Source organism: Neobacillus niacini, assembly GCF_000759675.1.
In the GTDB taxonomy this organism is placed as follows: Bacteria; Bacillota; Bacilli; order Bacillales; family Cytobacillaceae; genus Neobacillus; species Neobacillus niacini_A.
In genome coordinates this window covers 21,223-44,320 of the sequence record NZ_BAWM01000017.1, presented here as the reverse complement: position 1 = coordinate 44,320, position 23,098 = coordinate 21,223, and the positions used below count along the sequence as shown (strand labels likewise).

Here is a 23,098-nt window from a genome sequence, read left to right as displayed (position 1 = left end):
ATAACTGTCCGTTATCAGGGTTCTTATTTTTTTACCTTGACCATACCAAATCTTTCCGGCGGTAAACACTTAACACTACGCCGATTAATATTGCATTAAGCAAAGTAGGCATTAAACCGTAGCTAATAAATGGCAGCGACATTGACGTCATCGGGAAGAATCCCAGTACCATTCCAATATTGCTTACCAGCTGGATCCCGTAAAGGGCCACTCCGCCAATTAGAAGAAGTTTTCCATAAGAATCCTTAATCTTTGGATGGATGGCAATCATTCTAGCTGCAAAAAGCAAGAGAATCATGACGAGAAAAAATCCAAAAAGCCAGCCGTAGTAATACGTGAAGCTTACAAAAACAAAGTTCGTATGCGCTTCTGGTATAAAGTTTCTTGTTGTGGGTTGTCCAAGCCAGCCAAACCAGCCAGCCATTTCCATTAGTTCCTGAACCTTTAGGATCATGTATCCTGCCCCGTCTGCATACTTTTCTGGCTCAAAAAACGCTAGCAGTCTTACAATCTGATAAGGCTTAACAAATTGCCAAGCTACTATGCCTATAAATAAAATTAAGCTAAATGTGCCAGTTGTAATCAACCATTTAACCTTTTTACTATATTTACTCCACCAAAGCATAACGAATATCATCACAAAATATAGGTAGACGTTTGGAATACTCGCTACTGCCAGAAATAGAAGTATTGGACTGAGAAACAGTATAACAAACTGCCAAATCCTTAATTTTTCGTTGTTGAAAAACGAAGCCCAGGCAAGATAGAAAAACGGCAAGGCCATCAGACTTTCAATTGTAATTGGTCCAAGTTTTAGCAGTGGGATCCCGTTTACCATAGTATTGGGGAAAAACATCAAGATGAGCAGCAGAGAAACACCCACTAGGTAAAATAGCCATCCAAGCTTTTTCCATTTCCGATAATCAACCAGCATTATCCCTGCTGCTACCGCACCACCAATAAAGACAATAAGCGTCTTGTAAGTTACAAAGTACGGTTCATTCATATAACCAAGAGAGAACATTGGCAGGAAACTTAAACCTAAGGCAGCTGCTAACAGGAGCATTAGCCACCAATCCACCTTTGGACGGTGCAGCTTGTTGAGTTGGATTCCTAGTTTTGTCGGACTTCCCATTTGCTCGACCGCTTTTTCTTCTGCCTCAGCCTCTGGTAATCCTTTTTCCACCCATATCCTTTTTGCTTCCTTTAAATGATAATTTAATTCGTTCGCCACATAATTTTTGGCTTCCTTGGACCGTATTTGGTCAGTGACCTCATTTAAGAAAATCTGTTTTTTATTATTCGTCAATGCTCACTCACCCCTCTAACAATTCTTTAAATACAAATCGTCGTTTTGTTCGCTTTTGTTCAGCTATGTTTAATAACTTCCTGCCTTTATCCTTTAACCAATAATATTTAGCTCCAGACCCGTCCCAGTTAGTTTCGATGCACCCAGACTGCTCTAAACGATGTAACAGGGTATACAAAAAACCTTCGTTATTCTCAAATTTCTGAATTCCCCGTCCCCGAAGAAGTAAAGTTAATTCATGTCCTGTTTTTTCTTGAACAAGAAGCTGCATGACGGCTAGCAGAATTTCCTCATCACTTACTTCCAATTGGTTTATTTTTTTGTGTATTGACTTTTGGTGCTGGTCTGAAAAGTTCAAGTCAGCAAATGTTCTTTTATCCATTACTTTCTTTAAATTCTTTAAGCGATCTTCCACACCTATTCCTCCAATTCTTCTTTCAAAAGTTCTTTGGCCCGCCTTAGTCTAGTTTTAACGGTATTAACACCTGTATCCGTTACCACTGCGATTTCCTTAAGCGGCATCTCTTCATAGTAAAAGAGGTAAATCACTTCCCGATATTTAATCGGAAGTGTCATAATCGCAGATATTAATTCATCATCTTCTTCCTTTTGAATCACTGCCTGCTCTACGAGTTCTCTTTTGGTACCGTTACTGGGTATCTCTTCACCCGCTATGACGACATTCTTGTTGTACCAGCTTCTATGGAAATCCTTGCAATGATTGATGGCAATCCGCCACAGCCATGTTCTCAGTTTAGATTTTCCGCTATATGTATGGAGGCTTTTATAGCATTTAACGAAGATATCCTGCGTTAAATCCTCCGCAATCGCTCTATTATTAACATAGGAATATGTCAGCTGTAAGATCTCCTGTCCATATTGATTCATAATCTCATCCATAAGGAGTTCTTTATCTTCTGATAAAAATCCATCTATAATCAATTCTTCCACTACCTTCACTCCTTCCTATACTTAGACGATGTATCCGTTTAGGAAGTTTTTAAGATCTTCTTTTTTACAAAAAAAGAAGCCTAGAATAAGTTAACCTTATCCTAAAGCTTCTTTTGTATCCATTACTATTTTTCGGGTAAAACTTTTAGACGATTACTTGTTAATTGGTTGTCCCTTATCATCTGTCCACGTCCCCCCAGTAACCTTAGTAATCGTTATTCCCATTACTATTCTTGTATCTGCAATTATCATAAACAAAGCTGTACCGATTGCTAGATGGACAACTGCCCATGGGATACTGATATTCGTTACGATCGTGAGGATGCCACTTATTATCTGGATTAATACCACAGCAGCAGCAAGGAGTAACCGCTTCTTCAATCCCAGGCCCCAATTATTCATATAAGCCTTAAACATTAGGAGAATGGTATATGCTGCAGTAAGTACCGCCAATACCCGGTGCCCAGTTTGAAGGATTTCAGGTTTCGTTACGGGTAGCAGTGTTTCTCTACAATCTAGCCAATCACAGGCCAATCCATAATACTCATGCTTGATATATGCACCAAACCCCATAGTTAACAAAAGCAGGATAATCAATACATTTAACTGAGATATGATTTTTACTTTCTCGGTGTCACTTACTATCGTTTCAATTCGAGAATGAGATTCAGTTCGATAAATCCATAATAAAACAAGCATGAACAACATGGCTACAAGGAGATGAACCGTAACGACAATGGATGGCAAGTCCAGTACGACAACCACTGCCCCTGCTAATACCTGTAAGGTTAATAAAACTATCAGCCAATTCCCTGCTTTTTGGAGTATGTTACTGCTATTTTTCCGTTTGATTTGAACATAAAGACTGACTACTAAAATCGCAAGAAGAAGCCCAATAACCCTGTGTGCAAATTCAATTAGAGTTTCATTTTCTAAAATAGGAATTACCTCTCCATTACATAAAGGCCACTCTGGCCCACATCCCATTCCAGATTCCGAAGAAGCTACATATCCTCCGAACACGATTAGTATGTAGGTAAGTGCCAATGAAATAATAGCCACTAGTTTAATAATAATCATTCCCTCCTGTCAGCAAACTTTTAACCAAAGTTTAACAACATTTGAAAACTAGCAAAGTGAGTCTAATCACTATTATTTGATTTTTCTAAAAATTATATAAAAACATCGATTACTTGAATTACTTAAAAATACTTGAAATAACTTATAGCTTTATATATAATTACTTAAAAATACTTAAAAGATGGTGTGATACCTTGTATCAAGAAGAGAGATTATTATCCATTATGGAATTTTTAAAAAAGCACAACAGAATTTCTGTTGACCAAATCTGTTCCCTCTTTGATGTCTCAAGAGATACTGCAAGAAGAGACCTTGTCAGGCTCGAAGAAGAAAATTCCATTGTTCGTACCCGTGGAGGGGCAATTCTTCCAACCATTCATGATGAAATTAAAAACTATACCAATCGGCTAAAGACAGTATCAGAAGAAAAGAATAGGATTGGAAAAATGGCAGCCTCATTGATCTATCCCGGGGACAGGGTCATATTGGATGCCTCCACAACGGTTCAATCATGTGCAGAACAAATTAGAAGCGTTGATTGTACCATTATTACAAACTCGATTAATCAGGCTGAGGTATTGTCTGACAAGCCGGAAATAAATATCCAGCTCTTAGGAGGAACACTGCAAAAAGAGCACCGATTTTTATACGGTTCATCTGTAGTTGAAAAACTCTCAGATTACCATGTAGACAAAGCCTTTATTGGAGTCGTGGGTATTTCCGAAAAAGGATTAACCATCGCTCATGAGGAGGATGGGGTTGTTAAAAGCAAAATGATCCAGCAAGCCAAACAGGTAATTGTTTTAGCAGACCATACAAAGCTAGGAATCACTGACTTTTTTCGGTTTGCTGATTTACAGGATATTGACCTTCTGATTACAGATAAAACACCACCGAAAGCATTTAGAGAGCTGTTAGCTAAAAACAATGTTGAACTATTAACCGTGGATCAAGAGGACGAGGGAGATGAGTAAGATGGTAAAACTAATTGCTTTGGATTTGGATGGCACTTTACTTAATGAAGATAACTATATTAGCGATAAGAATTTGGATGCCATCAAATTCGCCCAAACCAATGGGGTTGAAGTTGTTGTGGCTACAGGTCGTGCCCATTTTGACGTTCAATCAATTTTCAAAGATACTGGTTTACAAACGTGGATTATTGGGGCCAACGGAGCAACCATCCATCAACCGAATGGGGAACTTTTTCAATCTGTACCAATAAATCGAAACGAAGCTCTCAATATTTTAGGCTGGCTAGAGCAAGAAGGCTTCTATTATGAGGTTTTCAGCAATGATTCCATAATCACTCCACAAAATGGCCGTGAACTCTTGGCTATCGAAATGGACAGAGTGACAAGTGGAAATCCAGATGTAAGCATAGAGCAGCTAAAACACGCAGCCGAAAAGCAATACAGTCAAACAGGTTTTTCCTTTATCCACTCCAGCAAAGACCTGACAGGGACAGGAATGGATTTTTATAATATCCTTGCTTTTTCATTTGATGAAGATAAGTTAAAAAGAGGAAAAGCACATTTTAAGGGGACGACTGATTTAACGATTGTTTCCTCTGCCAAACATAATTTTGAATTAGAACATCAGAATGCTTCAAAAGGCATTGCCTTAAACATTTTGGCTTCTAAGTTAAATATCGATTTAAAGGATACTGCGGCTGTCGGCGACAGCTATAACGATTTATCCATGCTGCGAGTGGCAGGAAGAAGTGCAGCTATGGGCAATGCCCCAGATGAAATAAAAAAATCCTGTCATGAAGTGACCCTTCCGAATGTGGAAGATGGAGTTGCTCATTTTATTAATTCACTTATTCATGGTACCAAAATTTAAACAAGGTGCTTAACCTCTAATTGGCGTAACGCAATTGCGGCGTGACAATGGGTTTAATCATAAATTAAGAAAGTGTCCAGATATGAATTTTTACTCAAATTAGCTATCGCCTAAAAAATTCAAAAACACTTTCTACAAAGGGGCTTGGATATCAAGCTCCTTTGTTAATTTTTACATTCTTATTTAACACTAACATATAGGATTAGCAGTAATACATATCTTTCTAATGGAATAAAATGCGTGCACAAGGGGTGGTTCATGTGGTCGTTAAGTATAAGGGAAATTGGATACCGACAAAAACAGTAGAAGAAATGTCAAACACCCATTACGATGTTCTCATCGTAGGTTCAGGACCTGGAGGGGGAGCAACACTCTATCGCTTGTGTGAACTTTGGAAAAGCCAAGGGGCAAAAAAAATCGGTATTATTGAGAAAGGGGATAAATTATTCCATTCACACTCGCTCAACATTCCTACTCAAAACGTTAATACCGCTCGAGATGTGCTGCTTCCTGACAATTCAACTCCTCTAGGAAAGAGATTACCACAATTTTCAGGAGCTACAATGGTTTACGCCCTTGGAGGCAGGTCATTGTTTTGGAATGCCGCTACCCCAAGACCGATTCAATCTGAACTAAATAATTGGCCGATTCATCGTCAGGAACTAAATGTCTATTACGGCATGGCTGAGAAATTATTGCATGTCACAAGGGATTATGCTAAGGGCTCATCAATGCAAAATAACCTATTAAAGAGGCTTCATTCACACGGTATTCTCGAAGCAGATGATATGCCCCTTGCCTTTGATATGACACCATCCCGCCAAGGTGAGGTTCATTCAAATCCTTGGTATAGTTCAATCAATGCACTGGCTGCTGCCCAGTTTGACCGTCCGTTTGACCTCGCTGTAAACGCCTATGCCTCCCGAATTCATACAGCAAATGGGAAAGTTTCTGGTGTCGAGGTATTTACCGCAGACAAGAAAGCACATACGATTCGAGCAAAAAATGTAGTAGTTTCTGCAAGCACCTTAGAAACACCTCGCTTACTACTAAACTCTGGTATTCAAGGCCCTGCCATTGGGCGTTATTTAACAGGGCATGTATCCATTATTGCTATAGGAACCATAAGTCGTAGACAATTCTCTGATAAGCTTGGCAATTTAGCGATTTTAAAATTTGAGACAAAAGAGGATCCTTATCAAATTCAAATTTTAGGACCTGATCAATATTTTTCATACCAGCAATTTGAAGATAAAGCATTAAAAGATCAGCTCATGGTTGTTTACGCCTCCTTTGGAAGAGTTGAACCCCGAGCTGAGAATCGAGTGTTTATCGATCCATCTGCAAAAGATGAATTCGGTGTACCATTGCAGCAAGTTCAATATTCTTTAAGTAACAAGGACCGGAAAACTGCGGACCAAGTAGCAAAAGGAATTCGAGAATCCGCAGATGCAATGGGAGTGACTCTTATGGAGGAAACTATGGCACTCAGGCCGCCTGGTGCTGACATGCATGAGGCTTGTACGTGCAGAATGGGAGAAGATCCAGCTACTTCTGTGACAAACCGTTATGGTCAAGTGCACAGTGTTCAAGGTTTATTTGTAGCCGATAATAGTGTTCTGCCTAGCCTAACAGCTGCAGGTCCAGTTCTTTCAAATACTGCATTAGCAATTAGACTAGCAGATCACATTGTTCGTCAGTCAGGATGAAATCTCAAGCTAATCAAGCAAAGGGATGGGGCCATAGGCACCCACCCCTTTTTACATACCTACAAAACATGTAAACTATTATTTTTATTAAAATTCTATTTGCAACCGTCATTTTCTGGTCTTTCTTTGTTCTGTTAAATCAATGGTAAGCTGTTTCATCCGTTGTTTCGTTAATGGATATAGAAAGATTAATACAACGAAAATCAATAGATAGACGACACCGGGTACGATGGTAGCCAGTGCATAGATATCTCTAAAACCAAATTTTCTAACCTTGATAGTTGAAGAGATTGTTTCTGGTTCTATCATTTTTTGACTAGCATTTTTCCCCAATTTAATCCCACATTTCTATAGTCCCAAAAAACGATTATCGTTTTTGATCCAAACTGTGTTGTCCCTCAATAAATCGAACTGTCCCTGTTTTTGCACGCATAACTACTGAATGAGTTGTTCCAATATTCCCCTTATATTGCACTCCTCTTAAAAGCTCACCATTGGTTACACCTGTTGCAGCGAAATAGGCATCATCGCCTTTTACGATGTCATCCATAAATAAAACTTTATTAAAATCAGTAATGCCCATTTTATTTAACCTAATTTTTTCTTCTTCCGTTTGTTGGAGCAGCTTGCCTTGAAATTCTCCACCCAAACTTTTAAGTGCAACCGCTGCTATTACCCCTTCAGGCGCACCTCCAGAACCAAGCATAATATCAACACCAGTATTATCAAATGCTGTATTGATAGCTGCAGCAACATCTCCATCTTGCATCAGTTTAATTCTTGCTCCCGATTGACGGATTTCCTGAATCATTTTTTCATGTCTTTCACGATCTAATATAGCCACAACCAGATCTTCGATGTTTTTATTTTTGGCTGTCGCCACAGCTTTTAAATTGTCAATGACCGGTGCATTAATATCAATTTTCCCTGCTGATTCAGGTCCCACAGCAATCTTTTCCATGTACATATCTGGAGCATGCAATAAATTCCCTTTCTCAGCAACAGCAATGATAGCAAGAGCATTCCAAGAACCTGCAGCAACAATATTGGTTCCCTCTAAAGGATCTACAGCAATATCAACTTCAACCCCATCACATGTTCCTAATTCTTCCCCAATATATAACATTGGCGCTTCATCCATTTCTCCTTCCCCGATAACAACCGTCCCTTTCATTTGAATAGAATTAAACATCTCTCTCATGGCTTGTGTAGCAGCGTCATCTGCTTCTTCTTTCTTTCCTCTTCCCATCCACCGTCCTGCAGCTAGTGCTGCAGCTTCCGTTACTCGTACAAGTTCCATTGATAAATTTCTATCCATTCTTACTAACACTCCTTTTGTAAAAAATGATTTCGTTATAATTAATTTATTTGTCTTTCATTATTTCGAAATCAATAATCTTCAATTCGAGATAAAATATTAAAATATGGATTTCTCATAATGACCTCCGCAAATTTGAACTAGGTAGATCTTATTTATCTTTAATTGAATAATCTTGATTTCGAGATTATTTTTAAAAAAATATTACTCTTCAATTCTAGTTCTTTTATTAATTACCTGGTAACTTTATGTAACCATAATAACTTTTTATAATTTTGTTGTCAATTTATATGTGTCAAATTCGTGAACAGATAAACACAGATCCTTAAACTTGGTAATTTTATTCCAGTAGATACTTTATTTTAATAAATAATTCTGCTATTATTAAATTAAGGTTATTAAAAATAACCAAGAAACCATTTGGGGTGTTTATTTATGGAAACAGAAAATAAATTATGCAGCAAAGTTGAAGAGTGCTATCATATATTAGGGAAAAAATGGGTTGGTCTTGTTATTCACACATTAATGGAGGAGCCTAAAAGATTTAGTGAAATCCATGCCTTTATACCAGACTTAAGTAAAAGGGTATTAAATGAACGGATGAAAGAGCTCGAGGACAATGGAATTGTGTTAAGAAATGTAATTGCAGACCGTCCTGTACGGACCGAATATTCGTTAACCAAAAAAGGGACAGAACTTGGACGCTCGCTCAAAGCTTTAGAGGAATGGGCAGATAAATGGCTATAAATTGAAAGACCTCTCTAATGAATGGAGAGGTCTTTCACTGTATTTTTATATTAATCACCATAGCTTTGTATTAAATTAGCAATATGAGCATAAGCTCCTCCTGCAAGTAATGTGGAAGTAACCATTACGGCTTCTGCAAGCTCTTCGTTTGTACATCCAAACTTTATGGCATTTTTCGTATGAACATCTATACAGTATGGACATTGAGTAGCATGGGCAACTGCCACAGCAATAATCTCTTTAATTTTCCCACTCAATTTGCCGTCCTTCATCGCAGTCCTACTAAAAGTAGAATAACCTCTATAGCCTTCAGGAGCATATTTATTTAATTGACCAAGGTTTTTAAGATTTGAGCGTTTATAAAGTGAATCATCTGTTTCTAAATCCATCGCATTATGTATATGAGTACTGTGAGTTACCACTCCACCTGCCTCTACTCCTGCTACGACAAAGACCGCTTCTACTAATTCTTCTAGCAATGCTCCTTCTTTTTTCGCACGACGTGTATGGGAATCAATACAATAAGGGCATTCCGTTACATGGGCAATTGCAACCGCTATGATTTCTTTTTCTTTTTTACTAAGTGCTCCCTCTGTCATTACTGCGGTATTAAATTCCGAAAAAGCTTGCAGCTGTTCTGGTGCTAATTCTTTAAGTTTACTAAGATTTTTTAAATTTCCTTTATCATATAAATTGTTTGTCATTGTAGACATCCTTTCTTTCTAATAAAAATAAGGAGCATGATACCCATGCTCCTTATTTTTATCTAATTTTACATATTTCATTATGATTAAACAGCTGCCATTGTTCATTTTTTGTTTTATTAAATTTTCTCTATTACTTCAGCCATAACTACAATTAATCATTTCATTCATCTGGTCTTGGCCCTGGTTCCATTCCGGAATTTTCTAACGTCATAATTGGGATAATTTCTACATCTCCATCAACTCGAACTTGACAAGATAGTCGTAAATTATCATCAAAAATCCCCTTCTTATTAAAGGCGTTTTTTTCAGTAGTTGTTTCGATGCAAAGTTCCCCACCCATTATTTCTACTCTACAAGTTGTACATTTTGCTTTTCCTCCACATTGGTGAAGGATATTTACACCATTGTCTTCTAATGCTAGTACCAGCTTTCTCCCTTTTTCCACTTCAAAAGTTCCATATCCTAGAACTGTGATTTTGGGCATTTCTATTCCCCCACATATTATATTAACTTTGGTATTGGTCAACCGATTTTATATTCACATTACTGAAAAATTTGCATTCCAATGTGGAGCTTTGTTAACATAAATAAGTTAAAGAGCAGCTTCACCAATCCTAATTTAGAAAATATATATTACAAACTTATTATTTTAAAAGCTCTAACAAAACCACTTTTTCTCCTTCATATACTGGTTTTCCAAGAAGAGGGAACATGTTTTTTCTTAAATGCTTCTACTCCAGGCTATCAAATGGATTTACTCCCATCAACAAACCGCTAATTCCACAAGCTTTTCAAAAGACGTAACCCTTTCATCAAAAAATCCCAAAGCTTTCCCCCAATACTTAATCTTTCATTTCGATATGAAATTTAACATTTTCAATCATTACATTTAACAATTTTTCTAAATGTACCTGCTTTGTATCAACTTCATTGTCTTCCTTTTCACAAACTACATTTTCATGTTGAAGATTATTAACCATGGTCGATACCAATTCTTTAAAAATAGAGGATTTAGTTAATACATACATAATTAATTCTGTAACTGCTTTTTTTTCCTCTTCGTTCTTTGTGGCAAAAATACTATGTTTATCCGGTTCAAAAACAATTAAAGATTGCATATTATCTGTAAAGCGTATACCAAAATACTTTTTTTCAGCTCCATAAAACTCATTTTCCCTTATACGAAGAAACTCTAACCCAAGCATAAATTCATAATAGGGTATGTCCTTTTCAAGAAATTGAAATATCTTTATTTCAATGTTTGAGCTTTGATCAATAAATATTTCTTTTTCTAACTTTGTTTGGATAACTTTGGATTCTAACAAGTTCACTTTAATTACCTCGCGTTTTTTTGTATTTTAAATATGTTATTCTAACGAAAAATGACAGGAATATAAAAAGTAACCTAGATACATTTTTCTTTTTAAAACAATTGGTATTAATCTCTTTTGGTAAGTATATATGTAGTAACCCCAGAATTTTTAATCCTTATTCAATAAATACTTTTTAAGTCGAAAATGAAAGTGGTAATGTAAATTCCTACAATGGGTTAGAAATAATACGACCTCAGTTCATTAGACACAAAAAACCCGAATAAGGGAAAATTTTATTTTTCCATGATTCGGGTTTTAGTTCGTCTATCCTGTTAAAAAATGGGCTGTTTTTGTAGTTGAGATATTTAAACTTTGTTAATAATCATCGATTTGTATAGGTTCACCTGTCCGTGCGGATTGATAAATAGCTAATATAATTTTTAGTGGTTTTAAACCCTCTTCACCATTCACAAGAGGTTCTCTATCCTCCTGAATGGCATTTATCAAATCGATAAACTGTAAACGATGGGAGGCACCATCAAGTGCTGAAGGATCAACAGACGCATGATCACGATCTCCTCCATTATGATTTTCAATATCAGCTAAGTTGATAGCTTCTGTTTCATTATTTGGATTTCGTAGATAATGCTTCATTAATTGATCATTCTCAATCACTGCAGTACCTGTTGTTCCGATAATCTCCAATCGGGTTGACAGGCCTGGATAAGCAGCAGTAGTTCCAACTATTGTTCCTAACCCGCCATTTTTAAATTTCACCGTGGCAACAGCCACATCCTCCACTTCAATTCCTTCATGAGCTAATATGGCTGTATGTGCGTATACACTTTCCACCTCTCCCATGAAGTACTGAAATAAATCTATGGTATGAATGGCCTGATTGATTAATACGCCGCCTCCATTCATTTCCATTGTTCCCCGCCATTTACTAGTATCATAGTAGCTTTGAGGACGATACCAATTCACAGCCGCTTGCCCTAGGACCATTTTTCCAAATCGTCCTGAATCAATATCTTCTTTAATCTTCACAGCTGAAGAATCAAAGCGATGTTGTGAAATAACACTTAATTTAACATGATGTTCACGGCATACATCGATCATTTGCTGTGCTTTCTCAAGGGAAATATCCATTGGCTTTTCAACAATTACATGCTTTCCTGCCCGCGCTGCCTCTATTGCCATGTCAGCATGAGTGCCGCTTGGTGTAATAATCGATACAATATCAATATCCTTCCTCTTCAGCATTTCTTGATAATCTGTATACCAATCTGCACCTGATTTTTCCGCAAGTGATTTTGCCTTTTCTTCATTTCGGGAATATACAGCAACCACTCTAGCTCCTACAATCGCTGAAATTTGCTCATAATGCGTGGTACTAATTAGCCCAGTTCCGACAATAGCAAACCCGAATTCCTTTTTCATTACAACCGCTCTCCTTCCACCTGATTTCCCCATTAATTCGGTTTCATATTTATAAATATTTGTATTAACAAAAATATAATCGCAACAATTAACCGACATGCGATACACTTGTATCATATAGCGGTTAATTATAGTATAATTTATTATAAAAGAACCTGTCAATTATTCTTTCTTCATAATTTTGTTATTATAACTATATGTATGGCTATTCTGTATTTGCTGAAATTGAAATTTTAATATTAAAATTTTATATATGAGATCGGTTAAAGGATGGAGTGTATATCTTGAACGACAATGACCAAAGTCAAAATAAAGCATCTAGTATCCAAGTTATTACGCGTGCAGCTAAAGTACTACGAACGCTTAGAGAGCATCCAAAAGGATTAAGCCTTACACAGATTTCAAAAGAAGTAGACCTGGCTAGGTCAACCGTCCAAAGAATTGTGGCAGCATTAGAGCAAGAAAACCTAGTTGCAGCAGCTTCTGCTAACAGCGGATTTCGCCTTGGCCCTGAAATCGCAAGGCTTGCTGGCGCTGTACATAGTGATTTAAGAGAAGAATTGAGACCATTTTTAATCCAGCTTTCAAATATGATTAATGAAACGGTCGACCTATCTATATTAGATAACGGTAAGGTTCTCTTTGTTGATCAAATTATCGCGGCACATCCGTTACAAGCAACATCACAGCCTGGTGCCTCTTTTCCTTTGCATTGCACTGCAAACGGAAAAGCCATTCTCGCTTCACTGCCAATAACGGATGTTGAAAACTTACTGCCGAAAGAGCTAAAACGATACACGGATAAAACCATTACGAATCGGGATGAACTGTTAAAGGAGTTAGAAACGGTCCATAAAGATGGAGTTGCTTTTTCAAGAGAAGAGCATATTGAAGGAATTTGTGCAGTTGGGGCTGTTGTAGTAGATCGATTGGGAAATCGAAGTGCAGTATCCATTCCGCTTCCATCTACACGTTTTTATGGGAATGAAGAAAAGCTAGTTAGTGCCCTCCACAATACATGTCAAAATATTAATCGACACCTCGAGTAAAAGATAAAACGAAAGGCGCTGGGATATCCAAGCGCCTTTCGTTTTGTTTACTTCATTATTATACAGCTACTGCTGATAATTTCTTTGCTGCTTCTTTAACTTTTTCTAGTCCTTCAGCAATAATCGTTTCAGCTTGAGCTTGCATTGCAGCATGTCCTTCAATAATAACTTCGTCTACGATTTCCATACCAAATACTCCGCCTACTACGTTTTTAATATAAGTAGCAGACATTTCCATTGGTGCTGCTTCCGGCGTTGAGTAAACGCCACCGCGTGCACTTAGGATAATCGCTTTTTTGTGTGTCATTAATTGTACTGCTTGACCATTTTCATCGTACTTGAAAGTGAAACCTGCTTGGTATACATAATCAATGAACGTTTGTAATGGTGCTGGGATTGTTAAGTTCCATAATGGGAATGCAAATACAACTAAGTCAGCTGCTGTAAGAGCGTCCATTGCTTTTTGTTTTGCAGCAAGAAGACGTTTTTCTAGGTCTGTCATTTCTTCGCCTGATTTAACTTTTCCAAAAGCGTTAAATAAATCTTGTCCAAAGTAAGGCATATCTTCAGCGAAAACATCGAAAGTTGTGACATTCACGCCTTCTAAGTTCTCCATAAAAGTTTCATACATTTTACTTGATACAGCCTCTGAAGCTGGACGATTATTTGCTTTAACTACTAAAACATTCATATTTATAATTCTCCTTTTTATCTTTAATTTTATTATCTTTATATCATTTATCTCGAATTAATAATATATTAATCTAGAATTCTTGTCAATAAATCTCGCATAGTAGATATTTCCTGTTTTAGATATTAGATAGCTAATAAAAAAGTCTGTGGAATTATAATCCCATCAGACTAATTATATTTATTCTAAGTAATAGAGTTAATCATTGAGTCGGATAGACAGTTTTATGATCAACAAGGATCACCAATAGTTTTTCCTCAGGTTGGAAATTTATTTGTGTATCAGAGGAGTAATACCAGGTCTTTTCGTTTTCCTTTGCTTCAAATATATTTAGCTCCTCCTGAAATTCTAAAACTGTCGAAGCCGTTTCTTCATCAATATATCTGTAAAAGTATGATTTGCATGTAGAATGGCTCCATCTTGACCAATTAGAAAAATAGCATCATTGGTATTCTCTCAGATTAGTTCAAATGCTTCTTCCCCAATTTTCGAATTATCTAAAATTAGACTAGTCATTTCATTCCCCACATTTCTTCTATTCACCTTTGAATTAGCTCTCTATAAATTTATGCACTCTTTATCTTATCTAATTTTTTTAAAAACCCAACTAAACCTCTTATAGTAAACAAAGTAACATTTACAATTGCAAAAGTATGAAAGGGTGTCCATTTTTTCCATTTGAATAACCTAGAATTCTTTTCAAAGTACCATTGACCGATACTCATAGGAACACTAAAAAGTAAACTTTTCAAAAGTATTTTGCCTAAATGATTATTATAAGAAAGTTTAACCCATATAACACTTAAAAGTGGAAAAAACAATACTGTAAAAATGATGTTAGTCTTAAAAATCTTTGGAAAAGGACGAACTGGATATTCAAGTCTTTTTGTTCCTACAACATAAGCATCAATCAGAGTCGCAATAACTCCTTTCGAGAAAAAAACAACAAGATTTTCTCGCATTTTAGATCCTTTAAATAAAAATGGCAAGGAAACTAAACACAAAGCAGTAAGTAAATTCAACAGTTTCTTTTCCATAAAAACATCCTTCCGAGAAGCCAATCTATAGTAAAGATGAGCTCTTTCAATCTTTTAGCTATTTCCGTTCTTTACCCATTCCGCGACTGTTACGACATGTTTTGCTCAGTTATTTAGGAATAAAAGTATATCGATATTTTCATTCTACAACCTCTAAAGTAACATCAATATTCCCTCTTGTTGCTTTTGAGTATGGACAGAATTCGTGTGCCTTTTGTACTAGATCTTCTAATTTTTCCTTTTCAATCCCATGTCCTTTTACTTGTAACGTTACAGCAATTTTGAATCCTTGATCATCTTCATCTTTTAAAAAACTTACATTTGCCGTTACCTCTGAATCAAATTTAACACGCTCTCGCCTTGCAATGTTTTGTAGAGCCCCATCAAAACAAGCAGAGTAACCACAAGCAAACAATTGCTCAGGATTTGTCGCATTTGGTAATTCTTTTGCTCTTGGGGTTCCAGGCATGGCTAAATCCATTTTTATATTGCCATCAGCAGATTCCACTCTTCCATGCCTACCCCCAACAGCTGTAGCAGAGGACGTAAATAAAGGTTCTTGTTTTGTCATCGTTTTTCTCCTTTATTGTAAAATGTTAGCACTTTAAGATTTATAAAAGTGATCTAAAAACCTTACTTTAAACATAATTTCCTACCTATTATTTCTTTTGGCAGTATTTAATATTCCTTAGAGTTTTAAGTATTTTCTATGTAATAAAAAACTAATCGAAAGGTTCCGATTAGCCTATTATTTTCTATTTTTATATTTTTTATTTATGTTAAATTGCTTTTGAGTTTGTAGTATCCCTGTGAAATATTAATTTACTTAATGAGAATAGCTTGCTTCCATTAATGACAAGATATACCGCAATAGCTAAGAATGCTAAATCTAATTCATAACCGGCCATTTGACCATTTCCTAATAAACCAATTGCTAGTTTTACTTTTAATGTTGCTCCGATCATTAATAATGCAAACAACGCTGCTACAAGTCTTGTTGCAAATCCAACGATTAATAGGATCCCCCCAATAATTTCGAGTAAAGCAACTCCATATGCCGCAGCTCCTGGTAAGCCAAGACTTTCAAACCAGCCTGCCGTGTTTTCTATTCCACCTTGAAACTTTACAACTCCATGAATAAAAAATATTGCTCCTAATGTAACTCGTAAAATAAGTGCTCCAATTTCATTCTTTAACATTTTCGTATTTCCCCCGTGAAGTTATATTATTTAGTTATAAAATGCTTTCGATACCAATTTGCAGCTGCTTCTACTTCTTGACTGGTTAATTGATGGCCTCTATTTTCCCAATGGATTTCTACCTTCGCCTTTGCCTTTTCTAACAAAGACTGAAGCTCTGTAGATTCCATAGGGGAACAAATAGGGTCATTTGTCCCAGCTGCAATAAATACTGATTTCCCCGTTAAATCAGGAAGGTCAATTCCTTTTCGCGGCACCATTGGATGGTGAAGAATCGCACCCTTTAATGCATGTTGATAGTGAAATAATAAACTAGCAGCAATATTTGCTCCATTTGAGTAACCAATTGCAAGAATATTATTGCGGTTAAAATCATACTTTTCAGCGGCTTCATCTAAAAACTCGTTTAATTCTTTTGTTCGAAAAATTAGATCTTCCTCATCAAAAATACCTTCTGCCAATCTGCGGAAAAATCGTGGCATTCCATTTTCTGATACATTCCCGCGAACACTTAAAACATTTGCCTCGTCATCAATCATTCCTGCAAGTGGCAGCAGGTCTAATTCATTTCCTCCAGTGCCATGAAGTAATAACAACGTTGGTTTCGTTGGATTTTGTCCCTTATTGAATATATGTTTCATTATTTATCTCCCTCTAGAACTCTTACCTCTACAGGCGGTAAGGTCTCTTCTAATTCATTTCTTTTTGACTCTAGCCAAGATGGCAGCATAAGTTTTTTCCCGAGGTCAGCAACCGGTTCATCCACTGAAAAGCCTGGTGGGTCGGTAGCTATTTCGAAGAGGATGCCTCCTTCTTCATGAAAATACACTGCTTTAAAATAGTTTCGATTCCGAATTTCTGTTGGATAGTAGCCTTTGTCTTGGAGAAGTGATCTCCATCTGAGTAAATCCTCTTCATCCTTTGCTCTCCAAGCTATATGGTGAACAGTACCTGCCCCCATTAAACCACGGACAGATGGACTCAGCTGAATATCAATGGTATTTCCGAGATGTCCTTCTGCCTTAAATCTTAGATAATCCCCTTCTTGACCAATGCATTCTAATCCCATCACATTTTCTAGTACATCTGTTGTTTTATGCGGCTGAGCAGAGTAAAGAATTGCACCGCCAAACCCTTTAATAGCATTTTCTGCTTGAACTCCGCCAAAGCTCCAATTATTAATTGGTCCATCATCATTTTCGACTAGTTCAAGCAGTAAACCGTCTGGGTCGATAAATCGTATATATTTTTCTCCAAAGCGAATGGAAGAGGTAGATTCAATATTGAATTTTTTCAATCGTTTTTCCCAAAACGGAATGGAGCCCTTTGGGATGCGGTAACTCGTTACACCTACCTGTCCGGTACCAATTCGTCCTTTTAACTGTTTTTCCCAAGGGAAAAAGGTAATGACTGTTCCAGGGTCGCCCTTTTCATTTCCAAAGTAAAGGTGATATACCTCTGGGCGATCAAAGTTGATTGTTTTTTTTATAAGCCTTAATCCAAGCAAACCTGCATAAAAATCGATATTCCTTTGGGCATCATTGACCATCGCTGTGATATGATGGATGCCTGCTGTCTTTTGCATCGTTTCCTCTCCATTTCATTAATGGGATTTTATATGGACTTCATGTTAGCAAAAAGCAATGGGGAACCCATCAAAGTGGTCACATAGAGTGTCTTTGTGACCAGAAAGCAATAGAGATTTCTCCAAAGTGGTCACATAGACCGTCCTTGTGACCAAAAAGCAATGGTGATTTCATCAAAGTGGTCACATAGAGCCTCCTTGTGACCAAAAAGCAATGGTGATTTCATCAAAGTGGTCACATAGAGCCTCCTTGTGACCACTTTGCAATGGTGATTTCACCAAAGTGGTCACATTTCAGACAATGAGGCTGGATCAATTGAAAGCAAAGAAATCATTCCCTTTCGTAAAATTAGTCTAATTCTCTTACTTTAAATGGCAGCAACCCGCGTTCAATTTGTTCTCTATGTGTTTCGTATTGTGCAGGCAGCATTAATTTCTCTCCCATTGTGTCTTGTGATTCATCATGTGCAAAGCCTGGAGGATCTGTCGCGATTTCAAATAGGATTTCTCCGTGTTCTCTAAAATAAATTGCATTAAAATAGTTCCGATCCTGTACTGGAGTGACACCATAACCATTGGCTGCAACATACTTTTGCCATTCCAATTGATCCTGGTCATCACTAGCCCGCCAAGCGATGTGATGTACGGTTCCCACGCCCATTCGCCCACGTCCAATCGGGGTTAATTTTAGGTCAATGACATTTCCGATATCAGCTGAGGAACGGTAACGGGCAAAATCCCCTTCCTTGCCTACGAGTTCAAGGCCCATAACATTTTCTAACAAATCCGCCGTTTTATTAGGCTGAGTTGATAATAGAGTGGCTCCGCCAAACCCTTTGATGGCAACATCGGGTGTTATCCCGCTAAAGTTCCAATTATTAACTTCGCCTTCTTCTCTTTCAACAATCTCAAGGTGAAGTCCGTGTGGATCATCAAATTCCAAATATTGCTCGCCGAATCGTTCCATTTTTGTAAAAGGTACTTTTAACTTTTCTAATCTATTTTCCCAAAATTCCATGGCACCTTTTGGAACAACATATGAGGTAACTCCTACTTGACCGCCACCGATCGTTCCTTGACGAGCTCCAGCCCAAGGGAAGAATGTAATGATTGTTCCAGGTTTTCCTCCTTCATCTCCGAAATAGAGGTGATATGTTCCAGGGTCATCAAAGTTTACCGTTTGTTTCACTAGGCGCAATCCTAATACACCTGCATAAAAATCAACATTCTCCTGTGGATGACCTACAATAGCAGTAATATGATGAATACCCATTGTTTTCTTACTCATTTTGAAAACACTCCTTTTTAAATTATCATGTCAAATTTCAAATTAAATTATTGATAAAATTCTTAAATAAAGATTCTTTAATTCGAGAAATTTTAGAATAAAAAAGCATCCAATGCATATTGTCCAGGTCCAATTAATGCTAAACCAATTACCACCGCTATCAATGTCAGGTTATATTCGTATCCATTTTGTGTTGCCCAATAGCCATTAGGAGCATGAACCTTAACAATTGCCATTACCATTGTCGCTGCAATCATGATTCCTGCAAGGGGAGTAAGAAGTCCTAATGTAAACAATAATCCCCCAATTAATTCTGCCAGACCAGCCATGAGAGCCATTGTCACTCCTGGTTTTAATCCGAGTGATTCCATCCAGTCTCCTGTACCCTTTAAACCGTAACCACCAAACCAACCAAATAATTTCTGTGCACCGTGAGCCATGAATGACAGACCAATCACTACCCTAATAATTAATAATCCAATACTCATCATTTTTTTTTCCTCCTATTTTCATTTGTCTCGATTTCGAGATATTAATTTAAAAAATTTATTATTACACTCTGTTACTAACTTTTTTAAAAAATTTGACCATCAACTCTGACTCATCACCTGTTAAATCTCCAAAAAAGGAATTAACCATGTCTTGATACTTTGGCATGATGTTTTCCATCATTTCCATTCCTTCAGCAGTTAAGGTTATATGAATAACCCGCCTGTCTTCTCTACAGTCATTTCTTTTAATGATTCCTTTTTGTTCAAGTTTATCAATAACATACGTCATCGAGCCGCTTGAGATCAGGATTCTATTTCCAATCTGCTGAATGGTTTGTTTTCCTTGGTAGAAAAGTACCTCTAAAACAGAGAACTCGGTAATACTAAGATTATTTATGGACATTTCATCTCTTATCCGTTCCTGAATGGCTTTTGAGGTTTGCATTAGCAGCAAAAATGGCTGGTTGGTACATTTTTTCTCCATCATTACACCTCCTGTTTGAATATCTCGAATTTAACAATCTTGAATTCGAGATAATAATAATACATGTTTACAATTTAGTCAATAACTATTTTTCTCTAAATAATCTGGGAAACACACAGTCTTTATTGTACTTCTTCCATTAAGCTATAAACTTCATCAAGCTGGAATATACGCATATTACGTGGCAAAAAGCTCCGTATTTCTTCTTCATTAAACCCTACTTGTAATCTTTTTTCATCAATGATTAAGGGTTTTCTTAATAGCCCTGGATTTTCTTCAATAAGCTTATACAATTCTCGAAGTGAGAGAGAGTCGATATTAATATTTAGCTTCTTGAAAGCTTTTGACTTAGTTGAGATAATTTCATCGGTGCCATCTTCTGTGAAGTGAAGAATATTCATAATCTCATCTAATGTAAGCTTTTCAGAAAGGATATTTCTTTCTTTGTAAGAAATTTGATGTTCATCAAACCAAGCTTTAGCTCTTCGGCATGAAGTACAACTAGGTGATATATATAAAGTTACCATTATTAACACTCCCTTGATATTTTAGTGATTTCGACCGATATAAACTAGATTTATCTTTTATCTCAAATCAATGTATCTTGAAATATAATATCTTGAATTAAAGATATTTTTATTATATATCATCTTCTCCATATGTCAACAGCAAATAGTAAAAAAATAAAAACCCCTTTATGAGATTTTTCATAAAGGGGATCTGGTTTACTGCACATTGAATTCCTCTAACAGCATTTTTTCAGTTTGAGGCATCGTTAAACCTAGGTGCCAGCATCCCATTCCGCCTAGTCCATATTGCCGCACCAATCGGAACTTAACAAGCAGGCTTCGTGGATCTTCAAACCACACTTCGTGTAAAATACCCTTATTGTCTACATAGCGAAACCACGGTGCAGCAGCCTTCTCGTCATAATGTACAGCACTTTGATAGCCTGTATATAAATCGATGGCATGTTGGGTTGAATAAGCTTTTCCAGACTGTTTCTTCTCTTTAATTGTCCAATCATAAGCATACTGAGGAATTCCAAGCATCAACTTTTTTCTATCTACAACAGATACTGCATAGTCCAGTGTTGCTTTTACTTCTTCAATTGGGGCTATTGGACCTGATGGGCCTCCAGGCCAATGCCAATCATAAGTCATTAAAAATAACCTATCCAGATACTTTCCAAGCGTTTGATAATCATACCCTGCTGAATAGGATGGATCCTGGTCTCCTTTTTTAGGCGGGACGGCCATCATGACTTCCATTCCTGCTGGATGTAGTTTTTCAGCCAACTCTATAATAAATTGGTTAAGGAGGCTCCTATCTTTAGGTCTAACTTGTTCAAAGTCGATTACAACACCTTTATAGTCGTGGCTATCCAAAAGGGAATAGATATTGTTAACAAATTTTTGTCTCAACCAATCAGTACTTATTAATGTATGAATTAGATCAGGATCGAATCCCTTTTCACTTAAATTGGATAAAGTAGCATAGGGAGTCAGATTCTTTTTCCATGCGATTTTATGTGCTTGATTCTCCTGCACTTCAATCATATTGCCTTGTACATCAGGTTTATACTCAAACACAAAAATACCAGAAAGGGTACTTTTATAATTATTTATCATCCAGGCATTCGCATTCTTATCTTTTGGAACAAAGTAGGTTCCAGTCCAAATATTAAATTTTGGTGGATGGGGGATACTCAATTTTTGTCCTGGAACAATAACTCTATTTTTCAACCCATTTTGGTTCATTAACGATTCTTCACTAATTGCATGTCGTTTTGCAATCTCCCAAACGCTATCTCCTGGTTGCACAATGTAAGTAGAACCAGGTAATAACAGTGCCTGCCCAAGAACTAGTCCCGTATTTTTTGCTAAACCATTTATCTTTGCGAGTTTGTCTTTGTCAATTTTATATTGTTTAGATATTTTGCCTAAGCTATCTCCATATTTCACTTCATGAATGACTTGAGCATTTGTCAAACTTGGGACCATCATAATGATACAAACTGAAAATAATAAAAATGTAAGTTTTTTTGCCATCACTTGATCTCCTTAGTTTTTTTAATCATTCTCAGGCATTAAACACGATAGGATTTCTAGTGTTTATAGGATATAGTCTCCCATGTAACGCAAAAGAAATTTTACCCGTTTCTTCAGAAACAACAAGAGCAAGTGCATCGCTTTTTTCGGATATTCCTAGGGCTGCACGGTGGCGTGTTCCAACTTTCTTATCTCCAGTTACTCCAGTGGTCAGCGGAAGCACATTTGCTGCAGAAACAACTTGATTTCCCTTTATTAAAACAGCTCCATCATGTAATGGGTTTCCTGGGTAAAAAATTGATTCTAATAATTTTGGTGTTACAAGAGCTCCTATTGTGGTTCCCTTCTGGATAATGGTGTCAACAGAATCACTACGTTCAACTACAATAAGTGCACCATGCCGGTTTTTCGATAGGATTTGAGCTGCAATAGATAACTCATCATATGTATCTGTAAAGGACGATAAGTAACAATTTAAATAAAAAGAAGCCGCCATGGATTCAATTTTTATTAGATGTTCTTTTACATCCTCTAACCCCCCTAATACACAGTGGTTTTCGTTACCGAGGACATTTAGATTGGTTTCGAGTAAATCAATTATATTTTTAATACCATCCTCCAAATTTTGCTTTAATGGTGAAAAATCACAATTACTCTTCATGTAGATATTCCTCCAACTATTAGCTAAAAGCCTTTAATTCCTGACTCATCTTTTTATTTACGGTACTTGTTAGAAATAGTATTAGTTTGGTGTTTTAAAATTATTTATTAGCATTCCAGCAAAATCACACGCTACTTTAATTG

27 protein-coding genes and 1 pseudogene are annotated in these 23,098 nt (G+C 36.7%); 5 read left to right on the top strand and 23 right to left on the bottom strand.

Translation table 11 applies throughout. The features are described 5' to 3' along the window. Positions 1-31: 31 nt before the first annotated feature. From TR08_RS08080 to TR08_RS08065, 4 genes are all read right to left on the bottom strand, one after another. Positions 32-1,309, bottom strand: coding sequence for an FtsW/RodA/SpoVE family cell cycle protein (locus TR08_RS08080; protein WP_045517261.1), 1,278 nt, complete (start codon positions 1,307-1,309; stop codon positions 32-34). 7 nt (positions 1,310-1,316) lie between these two features. Continuing rightward, positions 1,317-1,724 (bottom strand): PadR family transcriptional regulator, encoded by a 408-nt coding sequence (locus tag TR08_RS08075; RefSeq protein WP_045517260.1) that lies wholly within the window; start codon positions 1,722-1,724, stop codon positions 1,317-1,319. A gap of 2 nt (positions 1,725-1,726) precedes the next feature. Further along, positions 1,727-2,260, bottom strand: a complete 534-nt coding sequence (locus TR08_RS08070) for a sigma-70 family RNA polymerase sigma factor (protein WP_045517259.1) — start codon at positions 2,258-2,260, stop codon at positions 1,727-1,729. 153 nt (positions 2,261-2,413) lie between these two features. Then, the gene (locus TR08_RS08065; RefSeq protein ID WP_052427389.1) at positions 2,414-3,340 is read right to left on the bottom strand and encodes a COX15/CtaA family protein; all 927 of its coding nucleotides are present in this window, start codon (positions 3,338-3,340) and stop codon (positions 2,414-2,416) included. 194 nt (positions 3,341-3,534) lie between these two features. On the opposite strand from TR08_RS08065, the gene TR08_RS08060 reads away from it, so the two are divergent. The 3 genes from TR08_RS08060 to TR08_RS08050 all read left to right on the top strand — a co-directional run bounded on the left by TR08_RS08060 (position 3,535) and on the right by TR08_RS08050 (position 6,894). After that, positions 3,535-4,314, top strand: coding sequence for a DeoR/GlpR family DNA-binding transcription regulator (locus tag TR08_RS08060; RefSeq protein WP_045517257.1), 780 nt, complete (start codon positions 3,535-3,537; stop codon positions 4,312-4,314). Position 4,315: 1 nt separating this feature from the next. Beyond that, entirely contained in the window at positions 4,316-5,185 is an 870-nt protein-coding gene (locus TR08_RS08055) for a Cof-type HAD-IIB family hydrolase (RefSeq protein WP_045517256.1), read from the top strand. A gap of 260 nt (positions 5,186-5,445) precedes the next feature. Continuing rightward, positions 5,446-6,894: a GMC oxidoreductase gene (locus TR08_RS08050; RefSeq protein ID WP_238579105.1), complete on the top strand. Its 1,449-nt coding sequence runs from the start codon at positions 5,446-5,448 to the stop codon at positions 6,892-6,894. A gap of 108 nt (positions 6,895-7,002) precedes the next feature. On the opposite strand, the gene TR08_RS08045 is transcribed toward TR08_RS08050, so the two are convergent. Together TR08_RS08045 and glpX are read right to left on the bottom strand one after the other, a co-directional pair. Beyond that, positions 7,003-7,227 (bottom strand): hypothetical protein, encoded by a 225-nt coding sequence (locus TR08_RS08045; protein ID WP_045517253.1) that lies wholly within the window; start codon positions 7,225-7,227, stop codon positions 7,003-7,005. 34 nt (positions 7,228-7,261) lie between these two features. Next, a complete protein-coding gene (gene glpX, locus TR08_RS08040) occupies positions 7,262-8,212 on the bottom strand; it encodes a class II fructose-bisphosphatase (RefSeq protein ID WP_045517251.1) in 951 nt (316 codons plus the stop codon). Positions 8,213-8,647: 435 nt separating this feature from the next. Between glpX and TR08_RS08035 the strand changes: the two genes are divergently transcribed. Further along, complete coding sequence (locus TR08_RS08035; protein ID WP_045517249.1) at positions 8,648-8,959, top strand: winged helix-turn-helix transcriptional regulator; 312 nt, start codon at positions 8,648-8,650, stop codon at positions 8,957-8,959. A gap of 50 nt (positions 8,960-9,009) precedes the next feature. Here the strand turns inward: TR08_RS08035 and TR08_RS08030 are convergent, their stop codons facing one another. The 5 genes and pseudogenes from TR08_RS08030 to TR08_RS08015 all read right to left on the bottom strand — a co-directional run bounded on the left by TR08_RS08030 (position 9,010) and on the right by TR08_RS08015 (position 12,419). Continuing rightward, positions 9,010-9,663 carry a carboxymuconolactone decarboxylase family protein gene (locus TR08_RS08030; protein ID WP_045517248.1) on the bottom strand — a complete coding sequence of 218 codons (654 nt, stop codon included), beginning with the start codon at positions 9,661-9,663 and terminating at the stop codon, positions 9,010-9,012. 163 nt (positions 9,664-9,826) lie between these two features. After that, positions 9,827-10,150: a 2Fe-2S iron-sulfur cluster-binding protein gene (locus TR08_RS08025; protein ID WP_045517246.1), complete on the bottom strand. Its 324-nt coding sequence runs from the start codon at positions 10,148-10,150 to the stop codon at positions 9,827-9,829. Positions 10,151-10,310: 160 nt separating this feature from the next. Next, positions 10,311-10,457, bottom strand: a pseudogene (locus tag TR08_RS33785) (glucose-6-phosphate isomerase); the annotation flags it as partial. A gap of 51 nt (positions 10,458-10,508) precedes the next feature. After that, positions 10,509-10,997 (bottom strand): hypothetical protein, encoded by a 489-nt coding sequence (locus TR08_RS08020; protein ID WP_045517244.1) that lies wholly within the window; start codon positions 10,995-10,997, stop codon positions 10,509-10,511. Between the two features lie 357 nt (positions 10,998-11,354). Further along, the gene (locus tag TR08_RS08015; protein ID WP_045517242.1) at positions 11,355-12,419 is read right to left on the bottom strand and encodes a Gfo/Idh/MocA family protein; all 1,065 of its coding nucleotides are present in this window, start codon (positions 12,417-12,419) and stop codon (positions 11,355-11,357) included. 284 nt (positions 12,420-12,703) lie between these two features. Between TR08_RS08015 and TR08_RS08010 the strand changes: the two genes are divergently transcribed. After that, positions 12,704-13,468 (top strand): IclR family transcriptional regulator, encoded by a 765-nt coding sequence (locus TR08_RS08010; RefSeq protein WP_045517240.1) that lies wholly within the window; start codon positions 12,704-12,706, stop codon positions 13,466-13,468. 58 nt (positions 13,469-13,526) lie between these two features. Here the strand turns inward: TR08_RS08010 and TR08_RS08005 are convergent, their stop codons facing one another. The 12 genes from TR08_RS08005 to cdaS form a co-directional block, all read right to left on the bottom strand. Beyond that, complete coding sequence (locus TR08_RS08005; protein WP_045517239.1) at positions 13,527-14,159, bottom strand: FMN-dependent NADH-azoreductase; 633 nt, start codon at positions 14,157-14,159, stop codon at positions 13,527-13,529. A gap of 566 nt (positions 14,160-14,725) precedes the next feature. Further along, positions 14,726-15,196 (bottom strand): CBO0543 family protein, encoded by a 471-nt coding sequence (locus TR08_RS08000; RefSeq protein WP_045517237.1) that lies wholly within the window; start codon positions 15,194-15,196, stop codon positions 14,726-14,728. Positions 15,197-15,335: 139 nt separating this feature from the next. Continuing rightward, complete coding sequence (locus tag TR08_RS07995) at positions 15,336-15,767, bottom strand: organic hydroperoxide resistance protein (protein WP_045517236.1); 432 nt, start codon at positions 15,765-15,767, stop codon at positions 15,336-15,338. A 208-nt stretch (positions 15,768-15,975) separates the two neighbouring features. Then, positions 15,976-16,395 carry a DoxX family protein gene (locus TR08_RS07990; protein ID WP_045517234.1) on the bottom strand — a complete coding sequence of 140 codons (420 nt, stop codon included), beginning with the start codon at positions 16,393-16,395 and terminating at the stop codon, positions 15,976-15,978. A 26-nt stretch (positions 16,396-16,421) separates the two neighbouring features. Continuing rightward, positions 16,422-17,036, bottom strand: coding sequence for an alpha/beta hydrolase (locus tag TR08_RS07985; RefSeq protein ID WP_045517233.1), 615 nt, complete (start codon positions 17,034-17,036; stop codon positions 16,422-16,424). After that, entirely contained in the window at positions 17,036-17,980 is a 945-nt protein-coding gene (locus tag TR08_RS07980; protein ID WP_045517231.1) for a ring-cleaving dioxygenase, read from the bottom strand. The genes TR08_RS07985 and TR08_RS07980 overlap by 1 nt, the downstream gene beginning before the upstream one ends. 349 nt (positions 17,981-18,329) lie before the next feature. Then, positions 18,330-19,268 (bottom strand): ring-cleaving dioxygenase, encoded by a 939-nt coding sequence (locus TR08_RS07975; protein WP_045517229.1) that lies wholly within the window; start codon positions 19,266-19,268, stop codon positions 18,330-18,332. A gap of 92 nt (positions 19,269-19,360) precedes the next feature. Beyond that, entirely contained in the window at positions 19,361-19,759 is a 399-nt protein-coding gene (locus tag TR08_RS07970; protein ID WP_045517227.1) for a DoxX family protein, read from the bottom strand. A 61-nt stretch (positions 19,760-19,820) separates the two neighbouring features. After that, the gene (locus TR08_RS07965) at positions 19,821-20,243 is read right to left on the bottom strand and encodes a MarR family winged helix-turn-helix transcriptional regulator (RefSeq protein WP_045517225.1); all 423 of its coding nucleotides are present in this window, start codon (positions 20,241-20,243) and stop codon (positions 19,821-19,823) included. Positions 20,244-20,365: 122 nt separating this feature from the next. Further along, positions 20,366-20,770: a transcriptional regulator SpxA gene (spxA, locus tag TR08_RS07960; RefSeq protein WP_045517223.1), complete on the bottom strand. Its 405-nt coding sequence runs from the start codon at positions 20,768-20,770 to the stop codon at positions 20,366-20,368. A 198-nt stretch (positions 20,771-20,968) separates the two neighbouring features. Continuing rightward, positions 20,969-22,294, bottom strand: coding sequence for a glycosyl hydrolase family 18 protein (locus TR08_RS07955; protein ID WP_045517221.1), 1,326 nt, complete (start codon positions 22,292-22,294; stop codon positions 20,969-20,971). Between the two features lie 31 nt (positions 22,295-22,325). Continuing rightward, a complete protein-coding gene (gene cdaS, locus TR08_RS07950) occupies positions 22,326-22,955 on the bottom strand; it encodes a sporulation-specific diadenylate cyclase CdaS (RefSeq protein WP_045517219.1) in 630 nt (209 codons plus the stop codon). Positions 22,956-23,098 lie beyond the last annotated feature (143 nt).

Coding starts and splice junctions, on each gene's coding strand:
- TR08_RS08055 (WP_045517256.1), top strand. CDS start 4,316: ATGGTAAAACTAATTGCTTTGGATTTGGATGGCACTTTACTTAATGAA.
- TR08_RS07995 (WP_045517236.1), bottom strand. CDS start 15,767: ATGACAAAACAAGAACCTTTATTTACGTCCTCTGCTACAGCTGTTGGG.
- TR08_RS07955 (WP_045517221.1), bottom strand. CDS start 22,294: ATGGCAAAAAAACTTACATTTTTATTATTTTCAGTTTGTATCATTATG.
- TR08_RS08005 (WP_045517239.1), bottom strand. CDS start 14,159: ATGAATGTTTTAGTAGTTAAAGCAAATAATCGTCCAGCTTCAGAGGCT.
- TR08_RS07985 (WP_045517233.1), bottom strand. CDS start 17,036: ATGAAACATATATTCAATAAGGGACAAAATCCAACGAAACCAACGTTG.
- spxA (WP_045517223.1), bottom strand. CDS start 20,770: ATGGTAACTTTATATATATCACCTAGTTGTACTTCATGCCGAAGAGCT.
- TR08_RS07980 (WP_045517231.1), bottom strand. CDS start 17,980: ATGCAAAAGACAGCAGGCATCCATCATATCACAGCGATGGTCAATGAT.
- cdaS (WP_045517219.1), bottom strand. CDS start 22,955: ATGAAGAGTAATTGTGATTTTTCACCATTAAAGCAAAATTTGGAGGAT.
- TR08_RS07975 (WP_045517229.1), bottom strand. CDS start 19,268: ATGAGTAAGAAAACAATGGGTATTCATCATATTACTGCTATTGTAGGT.
- glpX (WP_045517251.1), bottom strand. CDS start 8,212: ATGGATAGAAATTTATCAATGGAACTTGTACGAGTAACGGAAGCTGCA.
- TR08_RS08065 (WP_052427389.1), bottom strand. CDS start 3,340: ATGATTATTATTAAACTAGTGGCTATTATTTCATTGGCACTTACCTAC.
- TR08_RS07970 (WP_045517227.1), bottom strand. CDS start 19,759: ATGATGAGTATTGGATTATTAATTATTAGGGTAGTGATTGGTCTGTCA.
- TR08_RS08030 (WP_045517248.1), bottom strand. CDS start 9,663: ATGACAAACAATTTATATGATAAAGGAAATTTAAAAAATCTTAGTAAA.
- TR08_RS08000 (WP_045517237.1), bottom strand. CDS start 15,196: ATGGAAAAGAAACTGTTGAATTTACTTACTGCTTTGTGTTTAGTTTCC.
- TR08_RS08015 (WP_045517242.1), bottom strand. CDS start 12,419: ATGAAAAAGGAATTCGGGTTTGCTATTGTCGGAACTGGGCTAATTAGT.
- TR08_RS07965 (WP_045517225.1), bottom strand. CDS start 20,243: ATGGAGAAAAAATGTACCAACCAGCCATTTTTGCTGCTAATGCAAACC.
- TR08_RS08025 (WP_045517246.1), bottom strand. CDS start 10,150: ATGCCCAAAATCACAGTTCTAGGATATGGAACTTTTGAAGTGGAAAAA.
- TR08_RS07990 (WP_045517234.1), bottom strand. CDS start 16,395: ATGTTAAAGAATGAAATTGGAGCACTTATTTTACGAGTTACATTAGGA.
- TR08_RS08035 (WP_045517249.1), top strand. CDS start 8,648: ATGGAAACAGAAAATAAATTATGCAGCAAAGTTGAAGAGTGCTATCAT.